The 14,954-nt window shown below is 61.1% G+C and carries 15 protein-coding genes and 1 pseudogene; 7 read left to right on the forward strand and 9 right to left on the reverse strand.

Annotation, left to right across the window (positions count from 1 at the left end; translation table 11 throughout):
• A pseudogene (locus tag ABIZ35_RS08020) lies at positions 1–284 on the forward strand (hypothetical protein); the annotation flags it as partial.
• A gap of 67 nt (positions 285–351) precedes the next feature.
• Here ABIZ35_RS08020 and ABIZ35_RS08025 read toward each other — a convergent pair.
• The 7 genes from ABIZ35_RS08025 to ABIZ35_RS08055 all read right to left on the reverse strand — a co-directional run bounded on the left by ABIZ35_RS08025 (position 352) and on the right by ABIZ35_RS08055 (position 8,691).
• A complete protein-coding gene (locus ABIZ35_RS08025; protein WP_348219364.1) occupies positions 352–2,040 on the reverse strand; it encodes a hypothetical protein in 1,689 nt (562 codons plus the stop codon).
• 57 nt (positions 2,041–2,097) lie between these two features.
• Positions 2,098–2,679 carry a hydrolase gene (locus tag ABIZ35_RS08030; RefSeq protein WP_348219365.1) on the reverse strand — a complete coding sequence of 194 codons (582 nt, stop codon included), beginning with the start codon at positions 2,677–2,679 and terminating at the stop codon, positions 2,098–2,100.
• 158 nt (positions 2,680–2,837) lie between these two features.
• Positions 2,838–3,653: a DUF1559 domain-containing protein gene (locus ABIZ35_RS08035; RefSeq protein WP_348219366.1), complete on the reverse strand. Its 816-nt coding sequence runs from the start codon at positions 3,651–3,653 to the stop codon at positions 2,838–2,840.
• Positions 3,654–3,835: 182 nt separating this feature from the next.
• Positions 3,836–6,052 (reverse strand): heavy metal translocating P-type ATPase, encoded by a 2,217-nt coding sequence (locus tag ABIZ35_RS08040; protein ID WP_348219367.1) that lies wholly within the window; start codon positions 6,050–6,052, stop codon positions 3,836–3,838.
• 42 nt (positions 6,053–6,094) lie between these two features.
• Positions 6,095–7,057 (reverse strand): family 43 glycosylhydrolase, encoded by a 963-nt coding sequence (locus ABIZ35_RS08045; protein WP_348219368.1) that lies wholly within the window; start codon positions 7,055–7,057, stop codon positions 6,095–6,097.
• Positions 7,058–7,195: 138 nt separating this feature from the next.
• Complete coding sequence (locus ABIZ35_RS08050) at positions 7,196–8,377, reverse strand: MFS transporter (protein ID WP_348219369.1); 1,182 nt, start codon at positions 8,375–8,377, stop codon at positions 7,196–7,198.
• On the reverse strand, positions 8,374–8,691 hold the full coding sequence (locus tag ABIZ35_RS08055) for a helix-turn-helix domain-containing protein (RefSeq protein WP_348219370.1): 318 nt from the start codon (positions 8,689–8,691) through the stop codon (positions 8,374–8,376). Before ABIZ35_RS08055 ends, ABIZ35_RS08050 begins: the two co-directional genes overlap by 4 nt.
• Before the next feature lie 126 nt (positions 8,692–8,817).
• On the opposite strand from ABIZ35_RS08055, the gene ABIZ35_RS08060 reads away from it, so the two are divergent.
• From ABIZ35_RS08060 to ABIZ35_RS08070, 3 genes are all read left to right on the forward strand, one after another.
• Positions 8,818–9,129, forward strand: coding sequence for a metalloregulator ArsR/SmtB family transcription factor (locus ABIZ35_RS08060; RefSeq protein WP_348219371.1), 312 nt, complete (start codon positions 8,818–8,820; stop codon positions 9,127–9,129).
• Between the two features lie 69 nt (positions 9,130–9,198).
• Positions 9,199–9,750: a rhodanese-like domain-containing protein gene (locus ABIZ35_RS08065; RefSeq protein WP_348219372.1), complete on the forward strand. Its 552-nt coding sequence runs from the start codon at positions 9,199–9,201 to the stop codon at positions 9,748–9,750.
• Positions 9,751–9,776: 26 nt separating this feature from the next.
• Positions 9,777–10,127 (forward strand): carboxymuconolactone decarboxylase family protein, encoded by a 351-nt coding sequence (locus ABIZ35_RS08070; RefSeq protein WP_348219373.1) that lies wholly within the window; start codon positions 9,777–9,779, stop codon positions 10,125–10,127.
• A 12-nt stretch (positions 10,128–10,139) separates the two neighbouring features.
• On the opposite strand, the gene ABIZ35_RS08075 is transcribed toward ABIZ35_RS08070, so the two are convergent.
• Together ABIZ35_RS08075 and ABIZ35_RS08080 are read right to left on the reverse strand one after the other, a co-directional pair.
• The gene (locus tag ABIZ35_RS08075; RefSeq protein WP_348219374.1) at positions 10,140–10,784 is read right to left on the reverse strand and encodes a DUF1003 domain-containing protein; all 645 of its coding nucleotides are present in this window, start codon (positions 10,782–10,784) and stop codon (positions 10,140–10,142) included.
• 56 nt (positions 10,785–10,840) lie between these two features.
• Positions 10,841–11,440 carry a hypothetical protein gene (locus ABIZ35_RS08080; RefSeq protein WP_348219375.1) on the reverse strand — a complete coding sequence of 200 codons (600 nt, stop codon included), beginning with the start codon at positions 11,438–11,440 and terminating at the stop codon, positions 10,841–10,843.
• A gap of 234 nt (positions 11,441–11,674) precedes the next feature.
• On the opposite strand from ABIZ35_RS08080, the gene ABIZ35_RS08085 reads away from it, so the two are divergent.
• The 3 genes from ABIZ35_RS08085 to ABIZ35_RS08095 form a co-directional block, all read left to right on the forward strand.
• Entirely contained in the window at positions 11,675–12,802 is a 1,128-nt protein-coding gene (locus ABIZ35_RS08085) for a GntR family transcriptional regulator (RefSeq protein ID WP_348219376.1), read from the forward strand.
• Positions 12,803–12,931: 129 nt separating this feature from the next.
• The gene (locus ABIZ35_RS08090; protein WP_348219377.1) at positions 12,932–13,648 is read left to right on the forward strand and encodes a DUF1559 domain-containing protein; all 717 of its coding nucleotides are present in this window, start codon (positions 12,932–12,934) and stop codon (positions 13,646–13,648) included.
• Between the two features lie 156 nt (positions 13,649–13,804).
• The coding region (locus ABIZ35_RS08095; RefSeq protein ID WP_348219378.1) for a hypothetical protein at positions 13,805–14,954 on the forward strand (1,150 nt) is incomplete at its 3' end.

Raw genomic sequence — 14,954 nt, forward strand, 5'->3', positions numbered from 1 at the left:
CGGAATCGAACCGGATCAGCGCGGAGATCGATGGAGTTGCGGCGGTGGTGGAGGAGAGCTCGGCGGCTGCGGAAGAGATGAGCGCATCGGCGGAGCAAGTCTCGGCGTCGATCCAGAGCGTGGCGGCGATGAGCGGTCAGCAGGCCAGCGCCGCCGAGAACCTGATGGAAAGCTCCAGCGATCTTGTTTCCGTGGCGGACACATTGTCTCAGACCGTTCAGGGCTTCAAGATCGAATCCTCGCACGAATCGCCCACGAAGCTGAAAATGCTCAAGGCGGCGTAACACCGTCCGTTGTATCGTGCTTCAAGCCGCTCTTCCTAGGGAGAGCGGCTTTTTTGCGCGCCGGCGTTTACAAGCCCGGCGTCGCCGGAATCGCTCCCGTCGCGCCGATCCGCGCCAGCGCCAGCCGATACGCTGGGTTCGGTGCGACGTGGTAACGGCGGACGCCGTCGTCCCGCTCTTCTTTCCACCAGAGGACCTGACGGTCTTTCCAATAACCCAGCGCGTATTCCAAAATCTTGCGCGCGTTTCTGTCCGAAGGACGCTCCAGGTCGAAGACCACTCCAGTCGTATGTGCATTGAAGTTCGCGAGTGGCCCGCCGCCTGGCCGTATGTCCGGTTCCGGCGGCCCCGCCTGAGCGGGACTGGGCGCATTCGCCGCCAGCCACACGGCGTCTTGCTGCGAGAGCGCCGCGTCTCCCAGCGTTAACGGAAGATTTCCTCCAACGTGCTGATAGACGCCTGCGACCAGGGCCAGCGCTCCCCGCGCCTCCGGCCGAGCCACGATGGGCTGCGCTGGTCGGGAGAGTACGACGCCCGGTACGCCGCTGAGAGATGTGAGTTCGCCGCGCTCCGTGGCGGCCGTGAGCGCCGCTGTGTTCGGGATCGCCAGCGTCGCGCCATACCAGAGAGCGTCGGTGGATCGGCCCGGCATCAGCGCCTCCCATTGCCGCCTAAACTCGGCCGGGTCGCGCCGATACAATGCAATGGCCTCCTGGGCCGCGCGCAGCTTCCACCAGTAGTGCCGGTGGTCGTCGCCACGCCCATAGAGATAAGAAAATGCGGCTGCGTGACGCCGTGGTTCGCTCGTCAGATAGACCTGCTCGAAACTCAGCCGGGATCCCGCATCCCCATAACGGATCGCCGCTGCTGCTGACCCTGGCCACTCGGAGGCAAGATACTTTTTCAGGGTCCGCTGAACTCCCGCCTCGCCGCCATGATAGGCTTGAAAGAGCCAATCGCCGCCGGGAAAGCGAGGGTAAAGGTTCAGCAAATAGTTTGTCTGCGCGAAGATCGCCCGGCGTGGATCGTAGCGTGGGTCCAGGCGCCGGCGCTGTTCTCGAAGCGCCGTGAGGCGTGCGCGCAATACGGGAAGCTGGGCGGCGGCTTGCGCCGACGTGAGAGCCGGTCCTACAGAAGCCGGCGCCGGCGCTCTGGCGTTCTCGGGAGTCTGGCTCCAATACTCTACCCAGGCGATGCGCCGCTTCAGCGTATCGATACTGCTTGTCAAACGTCGAGACGCCGGCAGATCGGTCGGGAAAACGCCGTGTCCGCCCTTACCCGGCATCCACTGCGCCACGCCCGCCGCACCTGCGCCCGAAAGGGCGTCCGGGTCTCCGCCGGATTCCAGCAGAAGGTCCGCCTCCTGCAAATGCACCCATCTCTCGCGTGCGTCCTCCCGCGTAATCCCTTCGTCCTGGGCCATCTGATCGAGTCCGGCCTGCGTCTCCGGCTGAAGCGTCGCCTCGGCGATGATCGGTCCACACTGGTCCGCCACGCGGGCGACATCGCCTAGAGACGGCATGCGTCCCATGACTGGTTTGCGCAGCCCATCGAGAATGCTTTGCGTCAATTGGTCTCGGGTGAGATCGATTGGCAGCGCGGCGTCGCCGGCGCTTGCGACGGCTGCCGTGGAGGCATTCGGTATTTGGACGCCATGCCGCCGAGTTGAGCGATGCACGAAGAAAGCCAGGGCGGCTACGCACGCGAGCGCGAGGCAGAGTGCGATCCGGCGTGCGATGGGACTTCGGTAATCCATGAGTGTAGGGCATTCCAATTCATCCGCGCGGCCGCCTGTCTCCGAATTTTGCGTGGCTTATTTCAAAGCATCTAAGATGCTTGCGACGGAGCGGACGCGTCCCAGCCTGGGGAAGACGGATTGAACGGCGAACGCGTGCGCTTCGGCGGTTGAGCTCGCCATGGCGTCCTCGGCGAGGACGACGGCGTAGCCGCGCTCGTAGGCGTCTCGCGCCGTCGATTCCACGCCGAAGTTCGTGACGAGTCCGCCGAGCACAATGGTCTGGACGCCGCGCCGGCGCAGCTGCAAGTCCAGGCCCGTCTCATAGAACGCTCCCCACTGATGCTTGACCACCACTAAGTCGCCGCTCTGCGGGCCGATTTCAGGGACAATCTCATCCCACCCAGGGGGCGGTGAGGCGCCGGCCATCGGCTCGTCCACGGGCGCCGTCAAGCGGTCCCGACCGTCGAGGCTGAAGGAAACGTGGACCAGGACGACCGTCGACTCCAGGGCGCGGAAACGCTCCGCCATCTGGGCGCTGCGGGCGACAACCTCTGACGCCGTGTGCGGGGCGACGTTGCGGCTGACGATCCCCTTTTGCAGGTCGATCAGCACCAGGGCCGTGGTTTTGGGATCGAGCATCAATTTCTGTTCGGTCATTGAGGAAACTCCTTGGATAAACTGTGAAGCGCCGGCGCGGCGCGCTTGGTTCCAGTATTCACGAGGGTGGGGGATCTTAAACGCGAAGGCATGATGGCCGAAATCCCATCTCTGCGACTGCGGAGATGGGATTTCGAGAGGATTGGAGCGAGTGGGTTTTAGTGGACGCTGAACGTCGCGGCGAGGCCGGACGCAGAGCAGTCGGCGGACGCGGCGGCTCCTGCGTAGGTTCCGCTGGTGAACGTGTTGCAGTCACCGTTCGAGCCGTCGCCGCCGGTGGAGACCGCCGTGGGGCGGATCCATTTGGCGTGGCCGTCGGCCATTAGGAAGTTAGAGGCGTCTGTGTGGCGTCCGGTCTTGGTGTCGTAAAAATGGTTTGTGTTTCCCACTTCTGAGGGGTCCGCGCCCGACATAACGCCGGTCGCGAACCGTCCGACGCCGTTGAAGCCTTCGGGGTTGCCGTCGGCGGCCGGCGATGTGTTGTCGCCGTTCACGCCGTCCCCCACGGCCAGGATATTCGCCGTGCTGCCCACGGTTTCAAACAGCATGACAGACTTCGAATCACTGGTAAAATCGGACAGCCCGCTGCGCGTGACTTGCAGGCTCATCGAATACGAGATAGGGTAGGTGATCGGCGCCGCGCTCGACCCTGAGGTGGAATCGTCCGGGCACTTGAAAACGGCAGTGCTCTTCACGTAAGGATAGACCTGCCCCGCCCAGCCGATCCCGTCGAGAGTATAGTCGCCGCCAACGGGGATCTGTGTCCCGCAGGGCATCCGCTCGTCGCTGTCCTGGGAATACTGCAAAATCGCGAGCCCGATCTGCTTCTCGTTGGATAAACAGCTGATCTGGCGCGCCTTTTCGCGGGCCTTGGCAAAGACGGGGAAGAGGATCGCGGCGAGAATCGCGATGATGGCTATGACGACGAGGAGCTCGATCAGAGTAAATCCCCGCTGGATTGCGCGCTGGTTCATAGTGGCCTTTCTGGCGAAAACGAAAGATCTCTTACTTCAATACGGAAATACTGGGCAGACATGCTCCCATTGCTGTAAATCCTTCGCTGTGCAAGTGATTCTTGATGATAGTTTACAGCGGAAAAGTGAAGATCGCATGAACCCAGCGCATTCTGGGAATGTTTTTTTTCGAGAATGCTTAACTATCGCAGGCGGATCGTTTTCAGGCGCAGGGAGTTGGTGACGACGGTGACGCTGCTGAAGGCCATCGCGAGGGCGGCGATCATGGGGCTGAGCAGGCCGAAGGCGGCCATGGGAATGCCGACGATATTGAAGATAAAGGCCCAGAAAAGATTCTGGCGGATGATCTTCATCGTGGTCCGCGACAGAGCGATGGCGTCGGCGACCCCGTTCAGATCGGCGCGCAGCAGGGTGACGTCCGCCGCCTCCATCGCGGCGTCCGCCGCGCGTCCCATCGCGATTCCAAGGTCCGCCTGAGCGAGGGCGGGGGCGTCATTCACTCCGTCACCGACCATGGCGATGGGGCGATCGCCGTCCGCGCGCCACTCGCGCAGCGCGGCCACCTTGCCGTCGGGCCGGACGCCGGCGCGCACGTCGGCGATTCCGAGTTCGCTCGCAACCGCCTGCGCGACGCGCGGACTGTCCCCGGTCAGCAGGGCGACGGAGATCCCCATCGACGCGAGCCGCGCCAGCGCTTCTTTTGCGCCCGGCCGCACGGTGTCCGCCACCGCAACGATCCCAGCCACGCCTCCGTCCACCGCGACCAGCATCGCGGTCTTGCCTTCGGCTTCCAAACGCGCCAGATCGCCCGTTACATCGTCCCGCAGAGGGACGCCGGATTCTTCAAACAATCCCACCGTACCGACGAGAACAGCTCGGCCATCGACAGTCGCGCGCACGCCCAGCCCCGGCAGACTGATAAACTCCCGCGACGTTCCCGGTAAGCCCTCGGCGTCCGCCTGCGCGACAATCGCCCGCGCCAGCGGGTGCTCGGAGGGACGCTCGGCGGCGGCGGCGAGGTTCAGCATCTCGCCACGCTTCCAATCGCCGTAGATCACGATGTCCGTCACGACGGGGCGCCCCTCGGTGACCGTTCCCGTCTTGTCGAACACGACGCGTCCGATCTGATGCGCTCGCTCCAGCGCTTCTCCGTTCTTGATCAGCACGCCGAGCGTCGCGCCGCGCCCGGTTCCGACCATGATCGCCGTGGGCGTCGCGAGGCCCAGCGCGCAGGGGCAGGCGATCACCAGAACGGCGACCGCCGGGGCGAGGGCGCCCGCGACGCCAGCATGCAGCGCGAAGAACCAGACGAGAAATGTCAGCAGCGCGATCCCCAAAACAGCGGGCACGAAGACTGCCGACACCGAGTCGGCGAGACGCTGCACGGGGGCCTTGCTGCCCTGCGCCTCCTCCACCATTCGGACCATTTGCGCCAGCACCGTTGCGTCTCCGGTCGCGGTCGCCTGGTAAAGCAAAGAGCCGGCGACATTGATCGTCCCGCCGATCACGGAGTCCCCCGTCGCCTTGTCCACCGGCATACTTTCACCCGTCAGCATCGCTTCATCAATGGAAGAATTGCCTTCGGTGACGACGCCATCCACGGCGATCTTTTCACCCGGACGCACGCGCAGCACGTCGCCGGGCTGGATCTGGTCCAAGGGGATTTCTCGTTCGGATCCGTCGCTTCCCACCAGATACGCTGTCTTCGGCGCGAGGGCCGCGAGCGAGCGGATGGCGTCCGTCGCCCGCCGCCGCGCCCGCCCTTCCAGCCATCGACCCATCAGGATCAGCGTGACGATCGTCGCGCTCGTTTCAAAATAAGTTTGGGGATGACCGGCGGTGAAGAGTTCGGCGAGGCTATAAAAATAGGCGGCGCTGGAGCCGATCGCGACGAGCGTATCCATCGTGGACGCCCCGCCATGTCGAAGGGCGCTCCACGCGCCGGCAAAGAACTGCCGTCCGAACCCAAAGACGACAATTGCCGTCAACAGGGCGAACGTCCACAGCATCCATGGCGTCTGCCCCATCTTCTCCATCGAGGGCGCCGTCATGCCCGTCATCGAGAGAACCAGCACCGGCAAAGTCAGAACCGCCGACCCGATGAGATTCACCAGCGCGGCGTCGCGCTTGGGGACGTCCTCGACTTGCGGCCGCTTGGATGTGACCGGCGATGCGCCGAAGCCCGCCTTTTCCACGGCGGCGACCATCGCGTCCATCGTCGCCTGTCCGGGATCGTAGGTGACACGCGCCCGGTTCGTGGCGAGGTTGACGTCGGCGTGCTCCACCCCCGGGACTTTGCCCAGCATCCGCTCGATACGCCCCACGCACGACGCGCAGTGCATGCCCTGAATGTCCAGCGTGCTGACGACGGTTTCTTCTGGGATTTTTGTGTCCATCATAAAACTAATATACCCCTTGGGGGTATATTAGTCAAGCGATATTCACTTTATTCGGCGCGCCCGTACTGTCTTGAAAACGTCCACGGGCAGAATTTCTCCCTTGCGGCCGAACGTCATGGGCGAGAGGCAGGTTTCTCGATTGAAGCCGTTGCCGTCTGGAATTTGGAAGCGATGATAAGCGATCACCCACTCGTCCTTCCCTGGTATCTGTAGGACCGAGTGATGTCCCGCGCCCAGAACCAATCCCTTGCGCTGGAGGATCGGGTTGTTGTCGGCCTTGGTAAACGGCCCGAGCGGGGAGGAAGACGTGGCGTAAGCGACGGAGTAGCGCGGATCGCGTGTATCGAATTCCGACCACATCAGATAGTAGACGCCTTTTCGTTTTAGGACGAACGAGCCTTCGTTATAACCGGGCGGTGTGATTTCTTTGATCTGGGCTGGATCGAAGGAGATCATGTCTGCGCTAAGTTTTACGGCGTAACAATGACCCTGGCCGAAGTACAAATAAGCGGCGCCGTCGTCATCCACAAAGACCATCGGATCGATCGTTTGCCCGGCATAAGCCCCTCTGACGACCAGAGGCTTGCCCAGCGCGTCGTGGAACGGCCCTTCGGGACGATCGGAGACCGCGACGCCGATGTTGGCGTCGGCGCAAAAATAGAAATAGAATTTGCCGTCCTTGCGGGCGATGGCGGGCGCCCAGGCGCGTGATTTTGCCCACGTCAGATCGCGTGGAAGATCGAGGATCACCCCCACATTCTTCCAGTTTTTCAGATCTCGGGAGGACCAGGCGCTGAATGACGTGGAACTCCAGCCTTCAAATCCATCGGTCGTGGGATAGAGGTAATAAACGCCGTCAAACACCGCGATATCCGGATCGGCGGTGGCGCCGGGAAGTGTGGCGGCCGGCGGGGTTTTGCGATCCGGAGACGCGAATGCTATCGGAGTGGCGATCGTGGCGCCCACAAGGACGCAAAGTGTGGAAATGAGTGTTTGTGTTTTCATAGTGGCGGCGTGCGATGAGAGCGAACTTAATGTACTGTTCGCTATCATAACACGCCACCCTTCGGAAATCAATATGGAAACGATTGACTCTTCCTCATCGCAATTCAATGGGGACGCGAATCATCCAATTGTGATGATTTAGATTTCGCCGACCGGGATCGCCGCCGCTTTTGCTTCGCGCGGCTTTGCCCGCCATAAGAATGACCCCGTGACGACCAAGGCGATGACGGAAATCGCGCTGCCGGCCAGCGGGACGCCGTGCAGGCCCAGACTGGAGGCGACCGCCAAGCCGCCGATCCATGCGCCCAGGGCGTTTCCAAGATTGAAGGCGCCGATGTTCATCGTGGCGATCAGACTTGGGGCGGCGGCGCCAGTCGTCATCGCGTTGAGCTGAAGGGACGACGCCGAAGCGAAGCACACCGCGCCCCAAACGAACAGCGTGATCTCGGTGGGGACGACCGAGCCGCTGACCCAGTAGAAGATCATCATCAGCAAGCCGATGACGGCGGTCGTCCCTAAGAGCGTCGCCCCCAATCTCTGGTCGGCGAGCCTGCCGCCGGCGAAGTTCCCGATCGTCATTCCCACGCCGATCAGAAGCAGCGTGAGACTGACCCCATGGGGCGAAACGTGCGTGATGGTCTGCAGAATCGGCGCGATGTAGGTGAAGAGCGCGAACATGGAGGCGCTGAACAGAACCGTCATGGACAGTGATACCCAGACGCGGCCGGAGCGTATCGCCTGAAGCTCCCGTGTAAGGTTCGCTTTTTCGGCATGGAGATGATTGGGAAGCAGCCGCCACAGGGCTACAAACGCGATCACGCCGATTCCGGAAACGGCCCAGAAGGTGGCGCGCCAGCCCTCCGCCTGCCCCAGCGCGGTTCCCATCGGAACGCCCAGCACGTTGGCGAGTGTAAGACCGGCGAACATCATGGCGACTGCCGAGGCTTTTTTGCCTTCGGGAGCCAGATCCGCAGCCGTGACCGAGCCGATCCCAAAGAACGCGCCGTGGCAGAGCGCCGTGATGATCCGCGCTCCCATCAGCAGCGTATAGTTACCCGAGACGGCGCACAGGAGATTTCCGAGGACGAAGATGCCCATAAGGATCAGCAGCGCCCGCTTGCGCGGGAGTCGGGAAGTGAGCAGCGCCATGATCGGCGCGCCGATTGCGACGCCGAGGGCGTAGCCGGCGACCAGCATTCCCGCAGTTGGGATCGAAATGCGCAGATCACGCGCGACATCGGGCAGCAGGCCCATAATCACAAACTCGGTCGTCCCGATCCCGAAGGCCGCGACGGCGAGCGCAAATAACGCAAAGTTCATTTCTGCTCTTTCTTGTGGTGCTGGAAAATGCTGTGCAGCAGGCCGGGAAAGTGCTCATCGATCTCCACCTTACGCGCGGTGTTCACGACTTGTACGCCCTTCTTTTCTGAATGGATCAGGCCCGCTTCACGCAGGATCGTGAAGTGATACGAGACGGTCGAAGGCGGCAGGCCCTCGCAGGCCTGGCCGCAGTTCATGCCGTCGCATCCCATCAGATTGAACAAGATGTCGCGGCGCGACGGGTCGGAAAGCGCGTACAAAATGCCGTCGATCGTCACGTCCTCGGCAGCCGGGTGGTGGAAAGGTCTCGCCATTGGGATTGCTCCATACTCCGTTATTTCCGTATTTCAATATTATTGAACTATTGCATATTAGGAAAAGAATTGTCAACCCTAAAATTTATTGACATTTGATCAATATAGTGGTATATCTATATTGTTATGGAGAGCCGGACACAAGAGTTGATCGATATGGAGACGCTGGAGCGGGTCGCGCCGATTATCCGCAATGCGGCGCATCCGACGCGCCTGCGGATCCTGGACTTTCTGCGGCTTGAGGGGCAGCCCTGCACTGTGACGCAGATCACGGAGGCGTCCGGCGTGAGCCAGGCGCTGGTCAGCCAGCAATTGCGTATCCTCAAGGATCAGGGAATACTCCTGTCGCGGCGCGACGGCAACTACATGCTGTACGACATCGCGGACCGAAGTGTTCTGCTGCTGCTGGACTGCATACGCGAACACCAAATGCGATAGCGGGCATTTGGATTAGCTTGAATATAGTGACATATCTATGTTGCTATTATTAAGATGGAAGAAGTAATTATGACGAACTTTGACCAAAAACAACGCCTCCCATCGGCGATGACGCCGGGGGATGCTTGCGCGTGTGACGGCGCCTTTTTGCTCGATGTGCGCAGCTTCGACGAGTTTGCCGCCGGGCATGCGGCTCCGGCGGTTTGTATCCCTCTGGCGGATTTGGAGCGGCGCGTGGGGGAGATTCCCTCGGATCGTCCGGTCCTGGTGATGTGCCAATCTGGAGGCCGCAGCGCCATGGCGGCGGAGCGGCTTCGGGCGCTGGGCATGGACAATATCGCCGATGTGACAGGTGGATTTGCGGCCTGGGAGCGCGCCGGGCTTCCCACCGTCAAACAGAGCGCGGTGATCCCGCTGGAGCGGCAGGTGCGCATCGCGGCGGGACGGCTGGTCTTTGGCTTCTCGATCCTTGGATTTACGGTGCATCGGGCCTTCTTCGGCTTAAGCGCCGCTGTTGGTTTCATGCTTGCGCTGACCGGAACGCTGGGTATCTGCCCGATGATGTCGTTCTTGAAATTGCTGCCCTGGAATCGCGTCTCCAGTGCGGCCGCCGGCAAATAATTAAGATCGCGAAAAAGGAAAATAAAATGACGACGAATTATCCCGAATATCGAACGCATCTCCAGGGGCTGATCGGCCGCCTGCGCGGCCGTATCCCCGGAACCATGAAAGGCTTCGGTCAGCTTCATCAAGAAAGCATGAAAGCCGGCGCCCTGAGCGAGAAGCAGAAAGAACTGATGGCGCTGGGAATCGGGATCGCTTCCCGGTGCGACGGCTGTATTACGTTCCACACGCACGAGGCCCTGGCGCACGGAGCGAGCGCCGAGGAGATTGGGGAGACGATCGGCGTTGCGGTGTCCATGGGCGGCGGCCCAGCCCTGATGTATGCGGCTCATGCGCTGGAGGCTCTAGAGCAGTTCGAAGCGGCGCGGGCTTGATCGGCGCAAGAGCTATGACTTCTTCTCTTGCTGCGCGAGCCGGATGCGCTGTTCGGTTTCGATGGCTGCTTCGTCGATCTCATCCGTGACGATCTGCGCGGCGGCCGCCGTTTCCATCGTCTCCTCCAGCCTTGTCTCCAGCGCGGCGAGCACTTCCTGGGGATCGACGGTTTTGATCAGCGCCTCGGCTTCCGGATCGACCCGGTTATGGACGCTCGGCATATCCCGGCGCAGCTCCTCCAGAAGATCGATGATCTTGGCGGTGCGCTGTTCGGTAAGCAGGCTCATCTGAAGATCGAGCTGCTCGCGCCGTTCGGCGAGCTTGCCCTGGCGGTTTTGGGTGATCAAGACCACGGTTGTCATGAGCAGCGCGCAGAGACCGACGATCCCCTGAAGCCAGAAGAAAGGGGGATCGTCACGCTCGGCCCAATGAGATCGGTAGGCGATCGTATTCGCGATCATCCAGAGGCTGACGCCGACGAGGATCCCATAGAAGAACTGCGGGCGTCCGAGCCACGAGGTGAGCGATTCGACGCCGCGCTGGTGCGGATCGACCTGTTGTTCGGCGAGGGCGTGCAGCGCGACAACGGCGTCGATATTCTGGCTGATGGGGTCCGAGGACTGCGTGGGCGACTGCGTGCTGATGGAGGATGGCATGGCTCTGGGATTCCTTGGAGCTGGGATACGTTCAGTGTATCCCGATGCATCCCCGCTCAACCGCCCACAGCTGATTTGTCCAGCGCGGCGCGGGCGGAGGCGTATGCTTCCGAGAGCTTTCGCAGGTCCGGCGGACTGCACTCGATAAACGACGAGGCGGAAAGGTGCGCGAGTGTCGCCAGTAGATCGCCCGCGCCCTCCGCGTGTTTGAAGTCCTCTGGGCTCGTTTGCAGCGCCTGCTCCAGAGTGGGACGCACGCCGGGGTTGACGGAGCTCAGCAGGAGCAGTTTGCAGACATTACTGCAATTCCACTTCAGAAAGTGATACTCGGTCTTTTTCAGCTTGTCCCACATTCGAACGATGGAGTCTTCGTCCAGTCCTTCGAATGTATCCTCATACTCCGCCTCGCGCTGCATGTATGCGCCTTCAGGATCGGTCTCCGTGGTGTAGCTGTCCGGATAGCGCGATGGGCGCGGTTTCCAAATGCCGGTGATTTTTCCAAGCAGCGAATCCCGCTCCGGCCAAAAGCTGGCGTAGGCCCGTGTTTTCCCATCCTCGCCGATCACTTCCAGGGAAGAGTGCCCGACATCCGGCGCCACCGTGTGCTCCAGGATCGTCGCCGGCGTCGTCGGGCTCCAAGTATAAAGTTTCACCATCCAGATCGTTCCAGTCTCATGCGATTATGCAATATCACGCCAGCGGCGGCGTGGATAATGATAGTGTATTCCCATTTTTGAGATTTGTCTTCTTAAGATCACGCAAACATGTTCGGCCTGCGGCGTGGGCGTCTCTTTCCATCACTGGTATAATGGGAATATACGCAATTTTGTTATCGACAAATGTCTTGCGGAATTGGTTATTCAGAGCACGGGAAAGAGCCGCTTCGTTTCATGAAAGAAAAACGCTGGGTCGCGATCGCTTCATCCATTCGGAGCGCCATCCGTAAGGGCGAGCTGTCGCCGGGGGCGCGTATCCCGTCGGAGAGCGACATGGCGCTGCAATGGAATGTCAGCCATATGACGGTCCATCAGGCGCTCTCGGAGCTTCAGCGCGAAGGCTGGGTTGTGCGAAAGCCCAAGGTTGGAACCGTGGTCGCCGACCGCTCGGCTCAGCCCGACACGAAGGTCGGTTTGGTGTTTACCGGCTTTATGGAGCTTCCGCAGGGCGGATATCTCGCCGGGATCGAATCGAGCCTTACCGAAGGCTTTCAGTTTATCCACTACAATACCAACGCCAGTATCCAGGAAGAGGCGAAATGCTTGGAGGCGGCGTCGTCGGAATGCGGCGCCGTAATCTGTTACCCGATCTCCGCGCCGGAAAATACGCCCCTGCTGCGTAAAATCGCCGCTTCCATGCCCCTTGTGTTTGTGGACCGTATTCCTCAAGGGATCGACGCCGATGTGGTGATGTCCGACAACTTCGCCTCCATGGTGATGGGCCTTCGGCATCTGCATACGCTGGGCCACAGCCGCATCGCCTTTTTCATGGAAGACCAGACGACGCTTTCTTCCGTCACGGATCGATATGCGGGCTACCAGCAGTTCATGCGCCATGAGGCGGGCGTGCCGGACCCGGAGCGCTGGGTGCGGCGTATCGTCTGGGACGTGCCGTGGGAGCAGTATTACGAGCAGGTAGAGACGAATCTGATCGAATTGCTGAGCGCGCCGGAGCGAGTCCGAGTGACGGCGATTGCGTGCCAGCAGTATGCGCTGCTTGGAATGATCCTGGAAGTCTGCGTCAACCTCGGCGTTTCCGTCCCCGGCGAGCTCGCCCTGCTCAGCTTCTACGATCTGGACGCGCGCGTTCAGCCCCTCGCGCGTAACACGCACCGCCTGATCCAGCGGTCCGTGGAGATGGGCCGTATCGCGGCCGATCGGATCCGCCAGCGTCTGGTCTCGGATGAAACGCCGGCCCAATCCATCTGCCTGGCGGCGGATCTCATCCCCGCCGACGTTCGCCGCCACAGCAAGGCCACCGAAGACTTCATCGCCGCTCGACTTTCCAACCCACGAAAATAGTTCTTGACACGATTAATACTCTAGTGTATAATTCTTTCAGTGGTGTTTATCGCTTTTGATACCATATCACCCTAGGATATATTCGCTATATTTCAAAGCGTCAAGTCCATTCTGTATAAGGAGACTAATATGCTGACATCCCGTTCCCGCAACGCCAGAGAGGCGTTCACTCTGATCGAACTGTTAGTTGTTATTGCGATTATTGCAATTCTTGCCGCGATTCTCTTCCCTGTTTTCGCGAAAGCGCGGGAAAAGGCGCGTCAAACCAGCTGCGCCAGTAACATGAAGCAGATCGGCCTGGCCGCCATGCAGTACGAGCAGGACAACGACGAGCGGACCGTGCCGTTCTTTTTTCCCATCGGCTCAACCGACTGGGGCGTAGCGCAGAGCGCTTCTCAGATCACCTGGTGGCCGGCGCTCTTTCCATACATCAAGAGCAGTCAGTTATTAGGGTGTCCTTCGGAAGTATCACAATCTAAGATCGGTCCGCTCGATCATCAGAGCTATGTCTTCAACGCCGATATCTTGCGCACCGACCAAGTATGGAATGGGACCTGGAATGCGGGAAGCCGTACAAGTGCGATCGCCGCTCCCTCTAGCTGTATCTATTTCCTGGAGTGGTCTGCTCCCGATACTCCGCGCGAAGTCTCCGCCGGCGATTACGATTGGGCCATCGCGCACCCCGACATCCAGCTGAACGCCCTGAAGCGGCATACCGATGGCGGCAACTATGCGTTTGCCGATGGACATGTCAAGTGGATGAAGTTCGATTCCGTCTCACGCACCGACGATCCCAACTCCACCGATGGACGAAAGTCCTGGTTCGCTCCTCTTCGACAGAACTAAAATCGGCGATTGCCGGAGCAATCAACGTTGAGTTGCGCCACCGCTCAGAGGCCGTCGCAATCGCGGCGGCCTTTTTTCACGACATGGCTCATGCTTTTCATGAGTTGACACGCGTTGCGGGGTGTGATAACCTGAGCAATGAATTGCTGTGTTTCCATGCCATTTTGGACTCGATGGCGCCTATCGGCATTGGCGTGTGCGGTGCTGTTCGCTCCTGTGGTCGCCGCGCATGCTGCTTCTCCCGCAGTCACACTCATGCGCACGCCGAACGGCGGCATCCAGCCCCAAGCTGTTGTGGATGGTCATGGGGTGCTTCATCTGATCTATTACGCCGGCGATCCCGCGCATGGCGATCTCTTCTACGTCTACAAAAAGCTCGGCGCCGATGCGCCCTTCTCCAACCCAATTCGGGTCAACAGCGCGCCAGGAAGCGCGATCGCGCTTGGAACGATCCGCGGCGCGCAGCTGGCCGTGGGGCAGGATGACCGCGTTCACGTGGTCTGGAACGCATCCGGCAAGGCGCCCAAAGGCCCTGGCGGAACCGCCATGCTGTATGCCCGTCTCACCGATGCGGGCGACGCCTTCACCCCCGAGCGCGACCTGATCACCTGGGCCGGCGGCATTGACGGCGGCGGCTCCATCGCCGCCGACTTGCGTGGTCACGTTTTCGTCACATGGCACGCGTCCAAGGCTGGCGAAGAGGAATCGGCGGGCGGCGTATACATGGCCCGGTCCATCGACAACGGCCGAACATTCGGTCGCGAGACCAAGATCAACCCTACCGCCACCGGGCAATGCGGCTGCTGCAGCATGCGCGCCTTCGTGGACAGCCACGGCGTTCTGTATGTCCTCTATCGCTCCGCCGCCAATAACTTCAACCGCGATACGACGCTCTTAGTCTCCAAAGATCAGGGCGCAAAATTCGCCTCGTCCATCCTGAGCCCCTGGAAGCTGGGCGCGTGTCCGATGAGCAGCTACTCTCTCGCCGAAAGCGCCTCCGGCGTCGTCGGCGCCTGGGAGACGTCGGGACAGGTCTATCGCGCGTCGCTGACCGATCTTGCCGCCGCCAAGCAGGCCGCCGTATCGCCTATGGGAAACGGAAAGCGCAAATACCCCATCGTAATCCCCGGCAAAAACGGCAAAACCCTGTTCGCCTGGGTCGACGGCGCGGGGTGGGAGCGCGGCGGCTCGCTGGAGTGGCAGGTCTATGACGCCGACGGCAAGCCCGACGGCGCGCCCGGGCATCGGGATGGAGTGCCGGTGTGGAGCTTGGTCACGGCGGCGGCGCGCGGTGATGGGACGTTTT

The sequence above is a fragment of the Capsulimonas sp. genome (assembly GCF_039929585.1).
In the GTDB taxonomy this organism is placed as follows: domain Bacteria; phylum Armatimonadota; class Armatimonadia; order Armatimonadales; family Capsulimonadaceae; genus Capsulimonas.

Bases quoted from the DNA above. Each gene is read 5' to 3' on its own strand.
- ABIZ35_RS08025 (WP_348219364.1), bottom strand. From the start codon at position 2,040: ATGGATTACCGAAGTCCCATCGCACGCCGGATCGCACTCTGCCTCGCG.
- ABIZ35_RS08030 (WP_348219365.1), bottom strand. From the start codon at position 2,679: ATGACCGAACAGAAATTGATGCTCGATCCCAAAACCACGGCCCTGGTG.
- ABIZ35_RS08035 (WP_348219366.1), bottom strand. From the start codon at position 3,653: ATGAACCAGCGCGCAATCCAGCGGGGATTTACTCTGATCGAGCTCCTC.
- ABIZ35_RS08040 (WP_348219367.1), bottom strand. From the start codon at position 6,052: ATGATGGACACAAAAATCCCAGAAGAAACCGTCGTCAGCACGCTGGAC.
- ABIZ35_RS08045 (WP_348219368.1), bottom strand. From the start codon at position 7,057: ATGAAAACACAAACACTCATTTCCACACTTTGCGTCCTTGTGGGCGCC.
- ABIZ35_RS08050 (WP_348219369.1), bottom strand. From the start codon at position 8,377: ATGAACTTTGCGTTATTTGCGCTCGCCGTCGCGGCCTTCGGGATCGGG.
- ABIZ35_RS08055 (WP_348219370.1), bottom strand. From the start codon at position 8,691: ATGGCGAGACCTTTCCACCACCCGGCTGCCGAGGACGTGACGATCGAC.
- ABIZ35_RS08060 (WP_348219371.1), top strand. From the start codon at position 8,818: ATGGAGAGCCGGACACAAGAGTTGATCGATATGGAGACGCTGGAGCGG.
- ABIZ35_RS08065 (WP_348219372.1), top strand. From the start codon at position 9,199: ATGACGAACTTTGACCAAAAACAACGCCTCCCATCGGCGATGACGCCG.
- ABIZ35_RS08070 (WP_348219373.1), top strand. From the start codon at position 9,777: ATGACGACGAATTATCCCGAATATCGAACGCATCTCCAGGGGCTGATC.
- ABIZ35_RS08075 (WP_348219374.1), bottom strand. From the start codon at position 10,784: ATGCCATCCTCCATCAGCACGCAGTCGCCCACGCAGTCCTCGGACCCC.
- ABIZ35_RS08080 (WP_348219375.1), bottom strand. From the start codon at position 11,440: ATGGTGAAACTTTATACTTGGAGCCCGACGACGCCGGCGACGATCCTG.
- ABIZ35_RS08085 (WP_348219376.1), top strand. From the start codon at position 11,675: ATGAAAGAAAAACGCTGGGTCGCGATCGCTTCATCCATTCGGAGCGCC.
- ABIZ35_RS08090 (WP_348219377.1), top strand. From the start codon at position 12,932: ATGCTGACATCCCGTTCCCGCAACGCCAGAGAGGCGTTCACTCTGATC.